The organism is Phycicoccus mangrovi (genome assembly GCF_018729305.1).
GTDB classification, from domain to species: domain Bacteria; phylum Actinomycetota; class Actinomycetes; order Actinomycetales; family Dermatophilaceae; genus Phycicoccus; species Phycicoccus jejuensis.
The window spans coordinates 21526-39895 of record NZ_JAHHWP010000028.1 but is presented as its reverse complement, the minus strand read 5'-3'; the positions used below and the strand labels follow the sequence as shown (position 1 = coordinate 39895).

Annotated in this window: 16 protein-coding genes; 7 read left to right on the top strand and 9 right to left on the bottom strand. The window is 74.2% G+C overall.

All coding sequences use genetic code 11. The features are described from left to right. Positions 1-38: 38 nt before the first annotated feature. The 5 genes from KMZ30_RS20865 to KMZ30_RS20845 all read right to left on the bottom strand — a co-directional run bounded on the left by KMZ30_RS20865 (position 39) and on the right by KMZ30_RS20845 (position 5819). Positions 39-1496: a serine/threonine-protein kinase gene (locus tag KMZ30_RS20865; RefSeq protein ID WP_215514179.1), complete on the bottom strand. Its 1458-nt coding sequence runs from the start codon at positions 1494-1496 to the stop codon at positions 39-41. Beyond that, complete coding sequence (locus KMZ30_RS20860) at positions 1493-2944, bottom strand: FHA domain-containing protein (RefSeq protein WP_215514178.1); 1452 nt, start codon at positions 2942-2944, stop codon at positions 1493-1495. Before KMZ30_RS20860 ends, KMZ30_RS20865 begins: the two co-directional genes overlap by 4 nt. A gap of 12 nt (positions 2945-2956) precedes the next feature. Beyond that, positions 2957-3763: a PP2C family protein-serine/threonine phosphatase gene (locus tag KMZ30_RS20855; RefSeq protein ID WP_226903223.1), complete on the bottom strand. Its 807-nt coding sequence runs from the start codon at positions 3761-3763 to the stop codon at positions 2957-2959. Then, positions 3760-4236: a hypothetical protein gene (locus tag KMZ30_RS20850; protein ID WP_215514177.1), complete on the bottom strand. Its 477-nt coding sequence runs from the start codon at positions 4234-4236 to the stop codon at positions 3760-3762. Before KMZ30_RS20850 ends, KMZ30_RS20855 begins: the two co-directional genes overlap by 4 nt. Positions 4237-4340: 104 nt before the next feature. Beyond that, the gene (locus KMZ30_RS20845) at positions 4341-5819 is read right to left on the bottom strand and encodes a CCA tRNA nucleotidyltransferase (protein ID WP_308279874.1); all 1479 of its coding nucleotides are present in this window, start codon (positions 5817-5819) and stop codon (positions 4341-4343) included. Positions 5820-5934: 115 nt separating this feature from the next. On the opposite strand from KMZ30_RS20845, the gene KMZ30_RS20840 reads away from it, so the two are divergent. The 7 genes from KMZ30_RS20840 to trxA all read left to right on the top strand — a co-directional run bounded on the left by KMZ30_RS20840 (position 5935) and on the right by trxA (position 13177). Beyond that, positions 5935-6426 carry an NUDIX hydrolase gene (locus KMZ30_RS20840; RefSeq protein WP_207022016.1) on the top strand — a complete coding sequence of 164 codons (492 nt, stop codon included), beginning with the start codon at positions 5935-5937 and terminating at the stop codon, positions 6424-6426. After that, entirely contained in the window at positions 6423-8081 is a 1659-nt protein-coding gene (gene murJ / locus KMZ30_RS20835; RefSeq protein ID WP_215514175.1) for a murein biosynthesis integral membrane protein MurJ, read from the top strand. Before KMZ30_RS20840 ends, murJ begins: the two co-directional genes overlap by 4 nt. 75 nt (positions 8082-8156) lie before the next feature. Further along, positions 8157-10205, top strand: coding sequence for a protein kinase family protein (locus KMZ30_RS20830; protein WP_215514174.1), 2049 nt, complete (start codon positions 8157-8159; stop codon positions 10203-10205). A gap of 10 nt (positions 10206-10215) precedes the next feature. Continuing rightward, a complete protein-coding gene (gene sigM / locus KMZ30_RS20825; protein ID WP_215514173.1) occupies positions 10216-10803 on the top strand; it encodes an RNA polymerase sigma factor SigM in 588 nt (195 codons plus the stop codon). Between the two features lie 82 nt (positions 10804-10885). Beyond that, positions 10886-11710: an RsmA family anti-sigma factor gene (locus KMZ30_RS20820; RefSeq protein WP_215514172.1), complete on the top strand. Its 825-nt coding sequence runs from the start codon at positions 10886-10888 to the stop codon at positions 11708-11710. Positions 11711-11827: 117 nt separating this feature from the next. After that, positions 11828-12766 (top strand): thioredoxin-disulfide reductase, encoded by a 939-nt coding sequence (gene trxB, locus KMZ30_RS20815; protein ID WP_215514171.1) that lies wholly within the window; start codon positions 11828-11830, stop codon positions 12764-12766. A gap of 84 nt (positions 12767-12850) precedes the next feature. Further along, complete coding sequence (gene trxA / locus KMZ30_RS20810; protein WP_207022012.1) at positions 12851-13177, top strand: thioredoxin; 327 nt, start codon at positions 12851-12853, stop codon at positions 13175-13177. Between the two features lie 93 nt (positions 13178-13270). Here the strand turns inward: trxA and KMZ30_RS20805 are convergent, their stop codons facing one another. The 4 genes from KMZ30_RS20805 to KMZ30_RS20790 all read right to left on the bottom strand — a co-directional run bounded on the left by KMZ30_RS20805 (position 13271) and on the right by KMZ30_RS20790 (position 18351). Beyond that, positions 13271-14311 carry a ParB/RepB/Spo0J family partition protein gene (locus KMZ30_RS20805; protein ID WP_215514169.1) on the bottom strand — a complete coding sequence of 347 codons (1041 nt, stop codon included), beginning with the start codon at positions 14309-14311 and terminating at the stop codon, positions 13271-13273. Further along, a complete protein-coding gene (locus tag KMZ30_RS20800) occupies positions 14308-15459 on the bottom strand; it encodes a ParA family protein (RefSeq protein ID WP_308279872.1) in 1152 nt (383 codons plus the stop codon). Before KMZ30_RS20800 ends, KMZ30_RS20805 begins: the two co-directional genes overlap by 4 nt. 1432 nt (positions 15460-16891) lie before the next feature. After that, entirely contained in the window at positions 16892-17608 is a 717-nt protein-coding gene (rsmG, locus tag KMZ30_RS20795) for a 16S rRNA (guanine(527)-N(7))-methyltransferase RsmG (protein ID WP_215514168.1), read from the bottom strand. Between the two features lie 17 nt (positions 17609-17625). Beyond that, positions 17626-18351, bottom strand: a complete 726-nt coding sequence (locus KMZ30_RS20790; protein WP_226903219.1) for a Jag family protein — start codon at positions 18349-18351, stop codon at positions 17626-17628. Positions 18352-18370 lie beyond the last annotated feature (19 nt).

The window sequence follows — 18370 nt, the reverse complement described above, 5'->3', positions numbered from 1 at the left end:
CCTCTCTCGCAGGGAGGTCGGCATCGACAGGCTAGGCGTCACGGCGCGGTCTCGCAGCGCACGGGCGAGAGCGGGGACGTCACGCCGGAGCTCCGCGACACCTGCACCTGCGCGCACACCGTCTGGCCGGAGCCCGCCTTCGCGGTGTAGCGCGGACCGTCCTTGACCGTGATGATCTCGGCGTCCGCCACCCCACCTTCGGTGTCCGCCAACCGAATCCGGAAGAAGTCACCAGTCTCGGCGCCGACGTAGTTCCACGTGAAGGTGACGCCGGAGCCGGAGCCCCGGGCGTCGATGGCGGGCTGCTCGGGGTAGTCGACGGCCCGGCTCGGGGCGGCGGTGCGCGTCAGGGTGCCGGCGGCGGTCGGGGTCGGCGCGACCTCGTCGTCACCGCGGCCGAGGGCCCACACCACGACACCGACGGTGACGGCGACGAGCACCGCGAGCACGCCGAGCACCACGCCGCCGCTGACCGTCGCCGGGGCGTCGTCGTCCTCGTCGTCGTCCGGGTGGGCCGCCGTGGGCGCCGGGGCCGCCGGCGCCGGGACGGACACCGCGCGGATGCTCGTGCGGTCGTGGTCGTCGCCGCCGCGGGCGGCCGGCGACTCGGCGACGGTCGTGTTGCCCTGCTCGTCGAGGACGACGACCGCGGTCGGCGCGAGGCGCTGCTCGCGCTCGACGGCCTGCAACCCGCGGGCGAGCTCGATCGCGCTCTGCGGGCGGCCGTCCGGGCTCTTGGCCATCGCGTGCGCGAGCAGCCGCTCGAGCGAGACGGGCACGTCGGCCCGGCCCGTGGCGGGCACCGGCGTCGCACGGATGCGGGGCATCAGTGCGTAGGCGGAGTTGTCGCCGCCCGGCTGCTCGAACGGCGAGCGCCCCACGAGCAGGTGCCACAGGGTCGCGGCCAGCGAGTAGACGTCGCTGCGGGCGTCACCGTTCGACATCCCGTAGAGCACCTCGGGCGCGGACCACGGGACGGAGACTCCCACGTCCTCGTCGACGTCCTCGGCGTGGCCGCCGCGGCCCGCGATGCCGAAGTCGGTGAGCCCCGGCTGCCCGTACTGGCTGACGAGCACGTTGGCCGGCTTGATGTCGCGGTGGACGATGCCGGCGCGGTGCGCGGTCTCGACGGCGCTGGCCAGCTGGATGCCGGTGCGCAGCACCTCCTCGACCGTGAGCCGCTCCGCCTTGGCTCGCTGCGCGAGGTTCGGCGGCGGGTAGTACTTCATGACGAGGTACGCGCCGCCGTCGGCCGTCTGCTCGGACCGGAAGACCTGGACGATGTACGGGTGGTCGGCGAGCTGGGCCATCGTGTTCGCCTCGTCGACGAACTGCCGACGGATGCTCGCCGTCAGGCCCTGGCGCTTGAGCACCTTGACCGCGACGTTCATCCGCGGCGACTGCTGCTCGTAGAGGTAGACGTCGGCGTAGCCGCCCGAGCCGAGCGGGCGCACGAAGGTCAGGCCCGGGATGACCGGGGCGTCGGCTGGGGTCATCCCTCGACCTCGTAGGTCAGCGAGACCTCGTCGGCGAGGGTGATGACGGCCCCGGGCTCGATGCCCTGGTCCTCGGTCGGGCGCAGGCGCACCGGCTCCTCGCCGGGCAGGGCCACGGTCGTGCCGTTGGTCGACCCGAGGTCGCGGACGAGCACGTGCCACCCCTCGAGGACGACCTCGGCGTGGTTGCGGCTGATGTCGCGGTCGACACCGCCGACGCGCACGAGGTGGGGGCGCTGGGCCGCGGGCAGCTCCTCGTTGACGCGCGGCGAGCGACCGAGGAGGACGCCGCGGTCCAGCGGCACCGAGCCGCCGGTCGAGATGCGCAGGACCCCGAGGGTCGGACGCGGGATGGGGGTCGGCTGCTGCGGGGGGATCTCGCGCTGGCAGGTGCGGCACCGGCCGGCGTGCGGCGGCGAGTGGTGACCGGCGGGGCAGAGGACCGCGAGGACGACCGGGCGGTCGAGGTCGTCGTCGTGCCGAGGCAGCGCGGCGCGGGCGGTCGTCACCTCGGGGGCGGCGTCGGGGACGGGGGTCGCGACCGGTGCGGGGACGGGCTCGGGGGTCGGCTCGGGCTCCGGTTCGGGCTCGGCGTGCGGCTCGGGTTCCGGCTCGGGGGCGACGCTGCGCTCGACCGGCGGGGGCGGCGGCACCGCGAGCGGCGGCGGGGCGGCCGCAGCGGCGGCCGCCTCGGTCGGCGCCCCACCCGCGCGGCGCCAGGGCACCGAGTCGATGATCGTCCGGTCCGGCGGCGGGGAGGCGGGCACCCGCTCGGCCGGGGTGCGGCCCGCAGAGTCCTCCGGCGGGGGCAGCGTCAGGTCGGCCGGCGGCACGACGGGCTCGGGTTCCGGCTCCGGCTCGGGCTCGGGCTGGTCAGAAATCGACACATTCGACGATTCCTGCACACCCTCGACCCCGGACCCGACCTCCGGCTCCGGCTCGGGGTGGTCAGAAATCGACACATTCGACGATTCCTGCACGCCCTCGACCTCGCGCGCGACCTCGGACGCCGGCTCCGGCTCGGGGACCGGGACGGCAGCCGCCGCCGCGGCGCCGGCGCGCAGCCGGGCCGGACGGCGCCATCCGCGCGCCACCTCCGGCTCGGGCAGCACCGCGGAGAGCACGACGTCGGACGGAGGCGCCTCGAGCACCACCTCGCGCCACGGCAGCCGGTCCTCGGCACCGACGACGGACCCGTCGGGCAGCGCCGCCGTGGCCGCGCCGCGCAGCAGCACCCGCACCCCCTCGCCGTGCGCGGTGGCCAGCGCGAACGCCGGCATGACGAGCAGCCCGCGCGAGCAGAGCAGGTCCAGCAGGTGGAGCATCCCCTCGGAGGCCGCGTTCTCCAGCGCCTCGCGGTGCCGGTCGGCCACCTCGACGACGGCGACGACGTCGGCACCCCGCACCTCGACGAAGCCGTCCGGCACCGAGGTTCGCACGTCGGTCACGGTCGGCTCCTGTCAGGGTCGGTGCAGGCCGGCCCGCGGTGCGGTGTCCGCGTCGTCGTCGTCCTCTCCGGGGTCGACGGCCACGACCACGACGGACACGTTGTCGCGTCCCCCGGCCCGCACGGCGGCACCGACGAGCTCGTCGGCTGCTGTCTGGGGGTCAGCGTACTGGCGCGCCAGCACCATGATGTCCCGGTCGTCGAGCTCGTTGCTCAACCCGTCGCTGCAGATGACGAACCGCTCACCCGGCGTGGGCGCGAGCACCCAGGTGTCCACGCGGGGCCCGGGATCGGTGCCGAGCGAGCGGGTGATGACGTTGCGCAGCGGATGGGTGGGGATCTCCGACGGGTCGAGGAGCCCGGCGTCGACGAGCTCGCGCACCTCCGAGTGGTCACGCGTCACCTGGTGCATCCGGTGGTCGGCGAGCCGGTAGACCCGCGAGTCGCCGACGTTGAAGACGACCCACTGCTCGCGCCCGCCGGTGTCGACGACGACGACCCCGGTGGCGGTCGTCCCCATGCCGCGCTTGCCCTGGTCGGCGTTCACCGTGTCGAGGATGCGCCGGTTCGCCTCGCGCAGCGCGGCGGTCACGTCGTCGGGGCTCGTCGGGGGGTGCTCCTCGAGCTCGGCGAGCGTCTCGACGACGATGCGGGAGGCGACCTCGCCGGCGGCGTGCCCGCCCATCCCGTCCGCGACCGCGAACACCCGGCTGGCGGCGATGAGGCTGTCCTCGTTGTGCTCGCGCACCCGACCGACGTCGGTCGCCCGCCCGGAGCGCACGAGCATCGAGCTGCCGCGCAGGACGCGCCCGGCCCTCATGCGCCGGCCTGCTCGACGACGACGGTCTCGAGCACCTGCTGGAGCTGGTCGTAGTCGGCGTCGAGGCCGTCACCGGCGACCCGGCCGCGCACGTGGACGGCCGTGACGACGTCGTCGCCGGCACCGACGACCGAGACGAGGTGCACCTCGACGACGTCACCGTCGGCGCCGTCGCGCGCGACGTTGTGGGCGGTCCACTCCCGACCGCCGACCTCGACGACGAAGGCCTCCTCGACCTCGCCGGACGCACCGGCGGCCTCGGCCGCGAGCGCCGCGACGAGGACGTCGGCCGTCGTGCCCGGGGCCTCGACGCGCGGCCGGACCTCGACGACGACCTCGCCGCCGCTGCTGCCCGGACCGACGAGGCGCAGCAACGCGTCACCCGCGGGCGCGACGGCCCAGGCGTCGGGGACCTCGAGCCGCAGCGCGGGCGGCGCCGGCGAGCGCGGGCCGGGGTGCGCGACGACGGGCATGGACGGGTTCCCCCTCCGGGAGACGACGGGTGGTCGACCGAGCCTAGACCGCGCGACCGACCCCCACGATGGGGAGCGCTCCCCACGCGCCGGTCACACCCGCCTCAGGCGTCCCGCCCGGCTTGCGCCTCCGGCTGCTCCGCCCACCAGGCGAGCAGCCGCTCGCGGGCGACCTCCGGACCGACCGGCCCCTCGTCGAGCCGCAGCGCGAGGAGGAACTGGTAGGCCCGCCCGAGCACCGGGCCGGGCCGGATGCCGAGGGTCTGCGCGATCTCGTGGCCGTCGAGCTCGGGCCGGACGGCCTTGAGCTCCTCCTCCTCGAGCAGCCGGGCGATGCGCTCCTCGAGCTCGTCGTAGGCCCGCGACAGGCGCCGCGCCTTCTTGACGTTGCGGGTCGTGCAGTCCGCGCGGGTGAGGCGGTGCAGGCGGGGCAGCAGGTCGCCGGAGTCCGTGACGTAGCGGCGCACCGCCGAGTCGGTCCACGCGCCGTCCCCGTACCCGTGGAAGCGCAGGTGGAGCTCGACGAGCCGGGCCACGGCCTTCGTCGTCTCCTTGTCGAAGCGCAGCGCCCGCATCCGCTTGGCGCTCATCTTCGCGCCGACGACCTCGTGGTGGTGGAAGGAGACCCCGCCGCCGTCCTCGAAGCGCCGGGTCGCCGGCTTGCCGATGTCGTGCAGGAGCGCGGCCAGGCGCAGGACGAGGTCCGGCCCCGGCACCGACTCGGGCGGACCGTCGGCCGGCCCCTCGAGGTCGATGGCCTGCTCGAGCACGGTCATCGAGTGCTCGTAGACGTCCTTGTGCCGGTGGTGCTCGTCGACCTCGAGCTGCAGGGCCGGCAGCTCCGGCAGGACGATCGCCGCGATGCCGCTGCGGACGAGGAGCTCCAGGCCCGCCCGGGGGTGCGCCCCCAGGAGCAGCTTGACGAGCTCGTCGCGCACCCGCTCCGCCGACACGATGTCGATGGAGGAGGCCATGTCGCGCATCGCGGTCAGCACCTCGGGCGCCGGGACGAAGCCCAGCTGTGCGACGAACCGGGCGGCGCGCATCATCCGCAGCGGGTCGTCGCCGAACGAGACCTCGGGGGTGGTCGGGGTCCGCAGCACGCGGGCCTGCAGGTCCTCGAGGCCACCGTGCGGGTCGACGAAGGCGAGGTCGGGCAGCCGCAGGGCCATCGCGTTGCACGCGAAGTCGCGGCGGACGAGGTCGTCCTCGAGGGTGTCGCCGAAGGCCACGACCGGCTTGCGGGTCACGCCGTCGTAGGCGTCGGCGCGGTAGGTCGTCACCTCGACGACGACGTCGCCCCGGCGGGCGCCGATGGTCCCGAACGCGCGACCCATGTCCCACGTGGCGCTGCCCCAGGCCGCGAGGATCGCCTCGGTGTCGTCGGGGCGCGCCGAGGTCGTGAGGTCGAGGTCGTTCGAGGTCCGGCCGAGGAAGGCATCGCGGACCGGGCCGCCGACGAGCGCGAGGTCGTGCCCGGCCGCGGCGAAGCGCTGCCCGAGGTCGGTGAGCACGGGCAGCGCGGGGGCGAGGTGGGCGACGGCCTCGCGGAGCAGCGCGGCCGGGGGCTGGCGGTCGGACACGAGGGTCAAGCCTAGGGGCGCCTCGCCCGCGGGCCGTCCGGAGGACCCTCGGCGGGCACGGCACGGACGCCCCGACGACCCGGCCGCGCGTGGTCCCAGTGGTTACAGTGACCAGATGAGCCACGCAGCAGCCGACCCCGCCGGGTCACCGCCGCGCCGGCTCCCGGCGGTCGAGGAGCGCAGCGCGGGCGGCGTCGTCGTCGACGTCCACGAGGGCCGCGCCCGGATCGCCGTCATCGCCCGCCGCAACCGCGCCGGCCGGGTCGAGTGGTGCCTCCCGAAGGGTCACATCGAGGGCCAGGAGACGCTGCCCGAGACCGCCGTGCGCGAGGTCGAGGAGGAGACCGGCATCGAGGGCCGCGTCCTCATCGAGCTCGGCACCATCGACTACTGGTTCGCGGCCGGCGACCGGCGCATTCACAAGTACGTGCACCACTACCTCCTCGAGGCGACCGGCGGCTACCTCACCATCGAGAAGGACCCCGACCACGAGGCCATCGACGTCGCGTGGCTGCCCCTCGAGGACGCCCACCGGCACCTGACCTTCCCCAACGAGCGGCGGATCGCCCGGCTCGCGTGGCAGCGCCTCGCCGGGGACGCCGGGTGAGCACGACGAACGCGACGGCCCCCAGCGTGGGCCGCTCCGGAGCCGTCATGGCCGCGGGAACCCTCGCGAGCCGCCTGGCGGGGATGCTCCGCGCCCTCCTGCTCACCTCGGTCATCGGCGGCACCGGCCTCGCGGCGGAGGCCTTCACCGTCGCCAACACCCTGCCGAACAGCCTCTACCTCCTGCTCGCGGGCGGGACGCTCAACGCCGTCCTCGTGCCGCAGATCATCCGGGCCCGCACCCGGCCCGACGCGGGCGAGGACTTCGTCAACCGGCTCATCACGGCCGCCATCGCGCTCTTCGTCGTCGCGACCGTCGTCCTCACGGTCGCCTCGCCGTTGCTCGTGCGCCTGTACTTCCGCACGAGCGACGCCCAGGCCCTCCAGCTCGGCACGGTCTTCGCGTTCGTCTGCGTGCCGCAGATCCTCTTCTACGGGCTCTACACGATCTTCGGCCAGGTCCTCAACGCCAACGGCCGCTTCGCCGCCTTCACCTGGGCGCCGCTCGTCGCGAACGTCGTCGCCATCGGCGGCCTCGGCTGGTTCGTCCTCGCCGGACTGCCGGTGCGCGCGGAGCCGGGTGCCTGGACACCCCAGATGATCGCGATCCTCGCCGGCACCTCGACCCTCTCCATCGCCCTGCAGGCCGCCGCCCTCGTGCCGCCGCTGCGGCGGATGGGCTTCCGCTACCGGCCCCGCTGGGGGTTCAGGGGCCACGGCTTCGCGGGCGTCTCGGACGTCGCGAAGTGGAGCTTCGCCTCGATCGTCGTCGTCCAGCTCGGGTTCTGGGTCACGACCCAAGTCCTCACCGACGCCGCTGACAAGGGCAAGGAGCTCGGGCTCCCCGCGGCCGGCATCGCGGCGTTCAGCCCGGCGCAGCTGCTCATGATGCTGCCGCACGGCATCGTCACCGTCTCGCTCGTCACCGCGCTGTACACGCAGCTGTCGGAGGCCGCGAGCCGCGGCGACCACGAGACGGTCATGCGCCACCACGAGCAGGGCCTGCGGATGCCGGCGCCGCTGCTGCTGCCGGTCGTCGCCCTCGTGCTGACGACCGTCCCCGTGGTCACCGCCACCCTGTTCTTCCGCAACCCGCTCTCCGACACGCAGGCCATCGCGGCGGTGCTCGTCGGCCTCTTCGGCGGGATCCTGCCGCTCGGCTGGGTCTACCTCAACGACCGTGTCTTCTACGCGCAGCAGCAGACCTTCTGGTCCTTCCGGACGCAGTGCGTCGTCACCGGCATCTCGATGGCCGTCGCCTGGTTCGCCTCCACGCTGCCGCCGCAGCGGACCGCCACCGTGCTCGCCCTGGGCCAGACCTCGGCCTACGTCGTCGGCGCGGTCGTCGGGTGGCTCGTCCTGCGCCGCCAGCACGGGCGCGTCGGCCTGCGCGGCGCCGCGCGCGTCTACGTCCGGGTCGGCGTCCCCGCGGTCGTCACCGCCGTGCTGCTCGGCCTGGCCATCCGCGCGCTCTTCCCGGACTTCGGCACCGAGCGGGGGCTGTCGACGTTCCTCCTCGGGGCGCTCGTCCTCGGCGTCGCCGGCGTCGTCGAGCTCGCCGTCACGTGGGGTGTCGCGCACGCGCTCGGGGTCGAGGAGGTCGGGCGCCTGCTCGACCCGGTCGCCCGACGGTTGCGGGGCCTGCGCCGTCGCTGAGCCGACCCCCTACGATGGACGGACCCGCCGCACGCCGCGGCGGGCCGCCGTGACCGACGACGGAAGGAGCCCGCGGTGAAGGGTGTGGGACCCGGCACCGTGCTCGGGGGCAGGTACACGGCCAACCGGCGGGTGGCGCAGGAGCGCGGCACCGAGCGCTGGCTCGCCGACGACACCACCCTCGGCCGACGGGTGTCCGTCCTCGTCGTCGCGGCCGACGACCACCGCGCCGCCGCCTTCCTCGACGCCGCCCGGCGGGCCGGGTCGGTGACCCACCCCGTGCTCCTGCGCGTGCTCGACGTCGGGCGCGACGACGAGGTCGCCTGGCTCGTCGAGGAGGAGCTCCCCGACGCCCGTACCCTCGCCGAGCTCGTCGCCGACGGCGGGGTCCCCGGTGACGAGGTCCGCCGGATCACCGGTGAGGTCGCCGCCGCCCTCGAGTCCGCACGCGGGCGCGGGATGCACCACCTCGACCTCACCCCCGACGACGTCCTGCGAACCTCCGATGGCGAGGTCCGCCTGCGGGGGCTCGAGGTCGCCGCCGTGCGGGCCGGCGAGGACGGCCTGGAGCCGGACGACGCCGCCCGCCGTGACGCCGTCGGGGTCGTCGCCCTCGCCTACGCCGGGCTGACCGGGCTCTGGCCGCTCGGGGCCGGCGCGGCCGGCCTCTCGGCCGCCCCCCGGGTGCCCGGCGGCGTCGCCGCACCCTCCGAGATCGCCGCGGGCGTGCCGCGCGACCTCGACGCCATCTGCCGCCTCACCCTCTCCGACGACCAGGGACCGACCTCCCCCGGTGACTACGCCACGCAGGTCGCCCCGTGGCCCTCCCGGCAGGTCGTCGGGCGCCCCGTGCAGCCCGTCCGTCCGGTCCTCGCGCCGGAGCCGACGGGCCCGGAGCCGGTCGACACCGACGACGAGGTCGACGACGGGACGCCGCTCCCCGCGGACGACGTCCGCCGCGACGACGACACGGCCCGGCTACCGGTCGTGCCCGCCGCGGCCGGTGCCGCCGCTGCCGCTGTCGCGGGCGGCCTCCCGGACGACGACACCCCGACGCGCGAGCACCCGGCCGTCACCCCGGCGGCCGAGGCCGGCGACACCGAGCCCGCGGACGAGCCCGCGGACGAGCTCGACGCCGCCCCGGAGGACGACACCGAGGTGACCCGGGTCGTCGAGCGGCCGACCCCGCCCGCGTGGGCCACCGACGAGACCCCGACGTCCGACGCCACCGACGTCGCCCCCGTCCCGTCCGACGACGAGCGCCCGGACGACCCCGACGGCCCAGACGACCCCGACGCCCCCGCCCGTGCGTCCGCCTCCGGCGCCGCCGTGACCGCCGCGATGGCGTCCGTCGGCACCAGCGTGTCCTCCTTCGCCCGCCGCGCCGTCGACAAGGTCACCGAGCTCTCGCCCGACACCCGTCGCGACACCGACGACGAGGACGACCTCCTCGCCCCGCTGGTTCCCGCCGAGCCGCTGACCCGGGACCAGTCCAAGCTGGCCATCGGCATCATCATCACCTTCCTCGTCGTCGCCCTCGTCATCGGGATCGCCGGCATCCGGCGGATCGGCGCGAACACCGACCTCGGGCTCGACGGGCCGATCGCCACGAGCCCCACGGGTGGGGCCTCGCGCAGCCCGTCGGCGAGCGCGAGCACCGACGAGGGCGACACCGAGGACAGCGGCCGGCCGGAGCCGCTCGCCATCCTCAAGGTGCAGGCGTACGACCCGGAGGGCGACGGCGCCGAGAACGACAACCTCACGCCGAAGACCTACGACGGCGACACCTCGACCGGCTGGAACTCCGAGAACTACCGCACCGACGCCTTCGGCGGCCTCAAGAAGGGCCTCGGGCTCGTCGTCGACCTCGGACCCAACAAGAAGCCGCAGAACGTCGAGCTCGTCATCCCGGAGTCCGTCGACTTCGAGGTGTGGGTCGGCCCGGACGCCTCGCTCGACGGCGCGACGAAGATCGGCGAGAAGACGAACGCGAAGGGGACGCTCGAGTTCCCCGTGCCCGAGAAGGTCAACGGGCAGTACATCGTCGTCTGGTACACCGGCCTCCACCCGGACGCCGACGGCAAGCGTCGGGCCTGGCTCGACGAGGTCGTCGTCACCGGGTGAGGGTCCGGACGTGAGCACGCCGGAGACGGCCGACCTCGACGACGCCACGCTGCTCGCGCGGCACGTCGCCGGGGACGGTGAGGCGTTCGGCGAGCTGTTCCGTCGGCACCGCGACCGGATGTACGCCGTCGCCCTGCGCACCACGGGGCAGCGCGAGCTCGCCGCGGACGCGGTGCAGGAGGCGTTCATCTCCGCCTTCCGCCGCGCCGACGCGTACCGGGGTGACGCCGCCGTGACGACCTGGTTGCACCGCATCGTCGTCAACGCCTGCCTCGACCGGCTGCGGCGCGAGAAGGTGGCCGTGCGGCGCGCCGGGGACCTGGGCGAGCTCGACCTCCCGGACCGCCACGACCACCACGCCTCCACCGAGACCGCCCTCGTCGTCCGCGAGGCCCTCGCCCGGCTGCCCGAGGGGCAGCGCAGTGCGCTCGTCCTCGTCGACATGCACGGGATGCCGGTGGCGGAGGCCGCCGTGGTCCTCGGTGTCGCCGAGGGCACCGTCAAGTCCCGCTGCTTCCGGGGCCGCGAGGCGCTGGCCGCGATGTTGCGCCCGTCCTCGGGAAGTGCGGGCACGACGGAACCGCAGGGGGCCACGTGACGTCACAACCCTGGCCCGCATCCTGCGCGCCGTCCCCCCGCCCCACGCGCCGCGTCCCGCACGCCATCGACCGGAGGAGCTCGTGAGCCACCCCCACGACGAGACCGACCCGGTCGAGCACGACCCCACGGGGATGCGTGCGCTCCTCGGTTCCCTGCCCGACCCCGGGCCGATGCCCGCCGACCTCGTGGCCCGGATCGAGGCCGCCCTCGCCGCCGAGGCCCGGGCGCTCGAGGCACCCGGTGCGGACCGGCCGGGCCGTCGCACCCCGGTGCCCACCGACGTCGTCGTCCCGCTGCGCCGGCGGCGCCGCTGGCAGCTCGTCGCCGTCGCGGCGTCGGCCGTCGCCGTCCTCGGCCTCGGCGGGGTGGTCCTGCAGACGATGAACGACGGTGGCGTCAGCGCGAGCCTCGGCCTGGCCGGGGGCTCCTCCGACAGCGCCGGTGCGGAGGCCGATCCCCAGCAGGCCCCCGCGGGCGGCGTGGACCTCCTCGCCGAGGACGACACCCTCGGGGTCGTCGTCCTCGAGAGCGGTCGCTCCTACTCCACCGCGGCCCTGCCGTCCCAGGTCGTCCGCGGCCTCCCGTGGGACCGCACGGGCCGCGACACCTCCGCCGGGCCGTCGGGCTCACCCACCGGCAAGGCGCAGGTCGAGGCCCAGGACGGCGGAGGTGCGGCCTCGACGCTCGGGGTGCTCGCCACCGCGGCCGGGGCACGGGCCTGCGCCGAGGGCCTCGACGTCCCCGACGCCGACACCGTCGTCGTCGACCTGGCCACCGTCGACGGCGCCCCCGCGGCGGTCCTCGTCGCGACGGCCGAGTCCGGCCGACGGACGGTGTGGGCGGTCCAGCGCGACTGCACCCGCTCCGCCGCGCACGTCGTGAGCGGCCCCGTCGTCGTGGACTGACGCCCCGCCCGCTGCCGACCGGCGGGGCGCGGGCGTGTCGGGAACAGCGCGGCCCTAGGATCGGTTCAACGAATCGCACCGCATGTTGCGGTGTCCACCCGCTCGCACCACAAGGGGATGTGTCCCGTGACCTCCGACGTCCGCAACGTCATCATTATCGGCTCCGGCCCGGCCGGCTGGACCGCCGCCGTGTACGCGGCCCGCGCCAACCTCCAGCCGCTCGTCATCGAGGGCTCGGTCACCGCCGGCGGCGCGCTGATGAACACGACCGAGGTCGAGAACTTCCCCGGCTTCCGCGACGGCATCATGGGCCCGGACCTCATGGAGAACATGCGCGCCCAGGCCGAGCGCTTCGGGGCCGAGATCATCACCGACGACGTCGAGCACGTCGAGCTCGAGGGTGACGTCAAGCTCGTCCGCGACGGCATGGGCAACGAGTACCGCGCGAAGGCCGTCATCCTCGCGATGGGCTCGGCCTACCGCGAGCTCGGGCTGCCCGACGAGAAGCGCCTCTCCGGCCACGGCGTCTCGTGGTGCGCCACCTGCGACGGGTTCTTCTTCCGCGACCAGGACATCGCCGTCGTCGGCGGTGGCGACTCGGCGATGGAGGAGGCCACCTTCCTCACGAAGTTCGCCCGCTCGGTCACCGTCGTCGTCCGCCGCGACGAGCTGCGCGCCAGCCGCATCATGGCCGAGCGCGCGACCGCCAACGAGAAGATCCACTTCGCGTGGAACAGCGCGGTCGACGCCATTCACGGCGAGGACAAGGTCAGCGCGATCACCCTGCGCGACACCGTCACCGGCGACACGCGCGAGCTGCCCGTCACGGGCCTGTTCGTCGCCATCGGTCACGACCCGCGCAACGAGCTCGTCAAGGGTCTCGTCGACCTCGACACCGAGGGCTACGTCCTCACCGAGGGCCGCACCTCCAAGACCAACGTCCCCGGCGTCTTCGCCTGCGGCGACCTCGTCGACCACACCTACCGCCAGGCCATCACCGCCGCGGGCTCCGGCTGCGCCGCCGCCCTCGACGCCGAGCGCTTCCTCGCCCACTGACACACGGGTGTCGGACCCGACCGGCACCCTCGAGTCACCACCTCGTCCCGCAGACCCCACCCGCACCACCCGGAAGGAACTCCCATGGGAGCCGTGAGCAGCACCACCGACGCCACCTTCGAGGCCGACGTCCTCAAGAGCGACAAGCCCGTCCTCGTCGACTTCTGGGCCGAGTGGTGCGGGCCGTGCCGCGCCGTCGCCCCGGTCCTCGAGGAGATCGCGCGCGACCACGGCGACAAGGTCGCCGTCGTCAAGCTCAACACCGACGAGAACCCCGGCATCACGGGCCAGCTCGGCATCACGAGCATCCCGACGATGCACGTGTACCAGGGTGGCGAGATCGTCAAGACGATCATCGGCGCCCGCCCGAAGCCCGTCCTGCTCCGCGAGCTGGAGCAGTTCCTCGGCTGACGCGTCCACACCCACGGAGCGGCCCCGGACCATCAGGTCCGGGGCCGCTCCGTCATTCTGAGCAGGGTTCTGGCAGAACCCGATTCGCTGGGCTCAGGCCGGGATCTCACCGCGCAGACGCATCAGCTCGAGGATGCGGTTGAGGTCGTCGACCGACGCGAACTCGACGGTCAGCCGGCCCTTCTTCTGGCCGAGCGCGATACGAACGCGGGTGTCGAGGCGGTCGGAGAGGTCGGCGGCCAGGTCGTCGAGCTGCGGACGCCGGGAGCCGGCCCGAGGCGCGCTGCGCCGGGTCGGGGCCTCCCCCTCGCCGAGCGCGACGAGCTCCTCGACCGTGCGGACCGACAGGCCCTCGGCGACGATGCGCTGGGCGAGGCGCTCCATGGCGGCGGCGTCGGGGAGGCCGAGCAGGGCCCGGGCGTGGCCGGCGCTCAGCACCCCGGCCGCCACCCGACGGGCGACGAGCGGGGGCAGGCGCAGGAGGCGGAGCGTGTTGCTGATCTGCGGGCGCGAGCGGCCGATGCGGGTGGCGAGCTCCTCCTGCGTGCAGCCGAAGTCGTCGAGCAGCTGCTGGTAGGCGGCCGCCTCCTCGAGCGCGTTGAGCTGGCTGCGGTGGAGGTTCTCCAGGAGCGCGTCGCGCAGGAGGTCGTCCTCGTCGGTGCTGCGCACGATGGCCGGGACGACGTCCTTGCCGGCCTCGCGCGAGGCGCGCCAGCGCCGCTCACCCATGATGAGCTCGAAGCGGATGTCGTCATCGGGCCCGGCGTCCGGGACGGGGCGGACGACGACGGGCTGGAGGACGCCGATCTCACTGATCGAGTGGACCAGCTCGGCGAGCTCGTCCTCGTCGAACACGGTGCGCGGCTGCCGGGGGTTGGGGCGGATGGCGTCGAGCGGGATCTCCGCGAAGCGCGCACCGGGGACGGGGGCCAGGCCGTCGGTCTCGGCGGCGGGGGCCGCCGCGTCGTCCGGGGTGGGCGGCGTCGGCGACGGGTCCGTCGCCTCCGGACGTTCGGCGGTGGTCACGCCACCGTCGCGGTCCTTGAAGAACACGTCGACCGGGCGGTCGGTGGCCGGCTGCGCGGGGATGAGGGCGCCCAGACCTCGCCCGAGGGCGCGACGCTTCTCGCTCATGCGGATTCCTCCGTCGTCGGGGCGGGGGCGCCGCGCTCGGCGAGCTCCACGGCCGCCTCGAGGTAGGACAGCGCACCGCTGCTGTTGGGGTCGTAGGTGATGACGGTCTGGCCGTGGCTCGGCGCCTCGCTGATCCGGACCGACCGCGGCACGGTGGCGCGCAGGGTCTGTTCGCCGAAGTGGGCGCGCACCTCGTCGGCGACCTGCGCCGACAGCCGGGTCCGCCCGTCGTACATCGTCAGGAGGATCGTCGACACGTGGAGAGCCGGGTTGAGGTGGTTGCGGATCAGCTCGATGTTCTTGAGCAGCTGGCTCAGCCCCTCGAGTGCGTAGTACTCGCACTGGATCGGGATGAACACCTCGTTGGCCGCCACGAAGGCGTTGACCGTCAGCAGGCCCAGGCTCGGCGGGCAGTCGACGAGCACGTAGTCGAGGCGGTCCCCTGCGGCCTCGCGCTCCTCGACGTAGGCGGCGACGGCCTTCTGCAGGCGCGTCTCGCGCGCCACGAGCGAGACGAGCTCGATCTCGGCGCCCGCGAGGTCGATCGTCGCCGGCGCGCAGGTGAGCCCCTCGATGTCCGGGCAGTGCTGCACGACCCCGCTGATCGGGGCGCCGTCGACGAGCACGTCGTAGATGCTCGGGACCTCCGAGTGGTGGTCGATCCCGAGCGCCGTGCTCGCGTTGCCCTGCGGGTCCAGGTCGATGACGAGCACGGTGCTCCCGGCCTGCGCGAGGGCGGCAGCGATGTTGACGGTCGTCGTCGTCTTGCCCACGCCACCCTTCTGGTTGGCGACGGTCAGGACCCGGGTCTGCGCCGGGCGCGGGACGGGGCGGCCACTGAGAGTGACCCGCTTGCGCTCGTCCGCGGCGACGGCCTGGGCGAGCGGCGTGTTTCCGTCGGCGTCCGGGATGGATGCGGCGATGGCGGCTCGCTCCTCGTGGTCGGGGCTGGCGGGCTCCGCGTCGACGACCGGGGCGGTCGGTTCGGCGGGGTCCGTAGGACTGGGCGGCTGCTCCTGCGGCGGCAACGCCGTTTCACGTGAAACGGCGGGCCACCCGACGCCGACGGACGAGGCGAGGTCCCCGAGGGGGAAGCCCAGTCCGTCGACGACGCGGGATGCGTCCGTGGGGTTGAGCACAGAGCTCACCGGTACCTCCTGCGACATGATCAGCCCCCATCCAACCCCACTCGGGGTCGACACGCCAAAGCGAGCGGGGGCTGTGGACAACACGGTGGAGAACCACCCCATTCAGTGCGTGAAGGGGTGTCCGACCACTCCGAAAAGCCTGTCGTGACGCGGCATAGTGCTCGGAGCCCATCCGGACGACCGTCGTCGACATCGGTGGATAACTTGTGGACAGGATCAAGACTGCCGGCCGGCCGGTGGGATTCCGACGCTGGGTCGGCGCACCCCGCGTGGACGGCCCGTTCTGACGAGCGCACCCCGTGATCCGCGTCGCCGGCGTGTGCTTTGACCGGTGAGCCCAGAACCACGGCACTGGCTATTGCCGCGGCCACGCTGTGTTTCACGTGAAACCACCGACGTCGTACTGCGGGCCTCACCCACCCCATCAACGAGGCGCCGCCCAACCTGCTGCGCCTCCGCGCCACCCGCGCCGGTCATGCCAGTCCGCCGACCATCCCTGGCGACGACCGACGCCCCGCGCCGTTTCACGTGAAACCACACGCGTGTCCCTGTGCAGCTGCTGTCCGGGGGACAGCCCGTACCTGACGCGGGGTCCGGCCAATGCTGCGAGGCCGTCCGCACCCAAGGCGCGGCTGGCGAGGCCTTAGTCATACGATCGGTCGAATCGCTCCGTCTCCTTCGTTTCACGTGAAACACCGTGACCCCCGACAGAGGTGCGGTGACTGGGATGTCGTGCGTGTGCGTCGCCCTCGGACCCCTCGGGCCGACCACGCGCCATCGTCCATCGACGAGCCGCCAACGCACCGGGTCGGTGACTCCCCGACAAGCCACCGCGCGGTGGCCAGGCGCCCATCCTGAGAACCGCTCGACCACTCCGTGGTGGGCCGCCGCGGCCACCGGCATCGCGATGCGGCTGAACATGTCCGTCGAGTTTCACGTGAAACAGAGTGGGCCCGGTGTGGGTGGGCGCACGTAGCCCCGCCCCGTTCGGCTGGGTGACACACGCCGTCGATGGTGAGCGACCCGACGGATCCTCGCCCCTGACGTGCGCACCCGCCACGATGAGGGTCCCCTGCTCCAGGCGAATCCCTCGGCCGCGGCGACGCCGGATGCAGTCCCTGATGTCGGCGGTCGAACCCCATCTCCCGCGACGTGAGGTGTCACCCTGTCCGGCCGCGGTCCTCTTGCCGGCCGCAGACTCCTGTCGCCATCGAGGTTCACGGAGGACGTCGACGCCCGGGAGTCGACGTCGCGTCCGCGGGACGGCGGGTGGCTCAGCTCTGCGGGCTCGGACCGGTGCAGGTCCGGCTGCGCCGTGGTGCCGACCGATCAGTGGCGTCGAGTCGCGCGTCGCCCACCGCTGCAGGGTATAGAGGTTTCACGTGAAACACCGCAGCCGAGCGACACGGGCACGCGGGGGCGCGCCTCTCGGTCAGGCGCGGGGGCGCTTGGCGTTCCGACGACGGGACGCGGCCGTGGGTCGCGCCGTCTTCACGGGCCTCGGCCGGAACTGCAGGTCGACGGTGAGCACCGGCTCGTCGAACACGGCACCCCCGTGCTCGCTCACGCGTGCCGACTCCAGTCCCAGGCGTTGCAGGGCGCGGCGGTCCTCCTCCAGCTCCTCGCCGGCGCTGCGCCCCTTCATCGCGACGAGTGTCCCGCCGTCCGCCAGCAACGGCACGCACCACCGCGCGAGCTTGTCGAGGCGTGCGACCGCCCGCGCCGTCACCCACGGCGCCGAGACGGAGCCGGCCAGCTCCTCCGCACGCCCTCGGTGGACGGTGACGTTCTCCAGCCCGAGCTCCTCGACGACCCCGGCGAGCCAGGTGGTGCGCCGCAGCATCGGCTCGACGAGGTGGACGTCGAGGTCAGGACGCGCCACCGCGAGTGTGACGCCGGGAAGGCCAGCGCCGGAGCCGACGTCGACGAGTGACGCCCCGTGCGGGAACGCGTCCTCGATGACGGCGCAGTTGAGCACGTGCCGCTCCCAGAGCCGCGGCACCTCGCGCGGACCGATCAGCCCGTGGCTGACCCCCGTGTCGGCGAGGATCGCGGTGAACCGCTCGGCGAGGGCGACCCGGTCACCGAACACCGCGGCCGCACCCGTGGGTGCGGCCGGTGGCGTGAGAGGACGCTCGTCCTGCTCCATGGTGGGGTCCTCGTCGGTCAGGACGCCGTGATGACGACGTAGCGGCGGGGCTCGCTGCCCTCGGACTCGCTGTGCAACCCGGCGCTGAGCACCTCGTCGTGGACGACCTTGCGCTCGAAGGCCGACATCGGCTCGAGGGAGGCGGACTCCCCGGAGCTCTGGACCGTCGCGATGGCCTCCTTCGCGATGCGGACGAGCTCCGCGCGGCGCCCGGCGCGGTGACCGGCGACGTCGAGCATGAGGCGGCTGCGCTCACCGGTCTCGGACTGGACGGCGAGGCGGGTCAGCTCCTGGAGGGCCTCGAGCACCTGCCCGTCCTGGCCGACGAGACGGCGCGGCACGCGGCCCTCCTCGCTGTCGACAATGGCCACCGCGGCGCGGTCGCCGTCGATGTCGACGTCGAGGTCACCGTCGAGGTCGCAGATGTCGAGCAGGGTCTCGAGGAAGTCGGCCGCGACCTCGCCCTCGCGCTCGAGCTGCTGACGTCGCGCCGGGCGGCGCTGGCCGGCCGCCGGGGCCGCAGTCCCCTCGCCCGCCTCATCGGCGTCGGCGTCTGCGTCGGCGTCCTCGGCGTCATCCGCCGCGGCGCCCGCGGAGGTCTCCTGCTGGACACCCCCGGGGGTGTCCGTCGTGGCCTCACCCGGCGTCACCGCGCCGGCGGTCTCGGCGGCGCCGAGCTCCGCCGCCAGGGGCGTGCTCTCGTCGGCGGTGGGGGCGGTGCCCTCGGTCGTGTTCTCGCTCATGTGTGTGCCCTCCGTGTGG

Coding starts and splice junctions, on each gene's coding strand:
- KMZ30_RS20865 (WP_215514179.1), bottom strand. CDS start 1,496: ATGACCCCAGCCGACGCCCCGGTCATCCCGGGCCTGACCTTCGTGCGC.
- KMZ30_RS20855 (WP_226903223.1), bottom strand. CDS start 3,763: ATGAGGGCCGGGCGCGTCCTGCGCGGCAGCTCGATGCTCGTGCGCTCC.
- KMZ30_RS20850 (WP_215514177.1), bottom strand. CDS start 4,236: ATGCCCGTCGTCGCGCACCCCGGCCCGCGCTCGCCGGCGCCGCCCGCG.
- KMZ30_RS20840 (WP_207022016.1), top strand. CDS start 5,935: ATGAGCCACGCAGCAGCCGACCCCGCCGGGTCACCGCCGCGCCGGCTC.
- trxB (WP_215514171.1), top strand. CDS start 11,828: ATGTGTCCCGTGACCTCCGACGTCCGCAACGTCATCATTATCGGCTCC.
- trxA (WP_207022012.1), top strand. CDS start 12,851: ATGGGAGCCGTGAGCAGCACCACCGACGCCACCTTCGAGGCCGACGTC.
- KMZ30_RS20805 (WP_215514169.1), bottom strand. CDS start 14,311: ATGAGCGAGAAGCGTCGCGCCCTCGGGCGAGGTCTGGGCGCCCTCATC.
- rsmG (WP_215514168.1), bottom strand. CDS start 17,608: ATGGAGCAGGACGAGCGTCCTCTCACGCCACCGGCCGCACCCACGGGT.
- KMZ30_RS20790 (WP_226903219.1), bottom strand. CDS start 18,351: ATGAGCGAGAACACGACCGAGGGCACCGCCCCCACCGCCGACGAGAGC.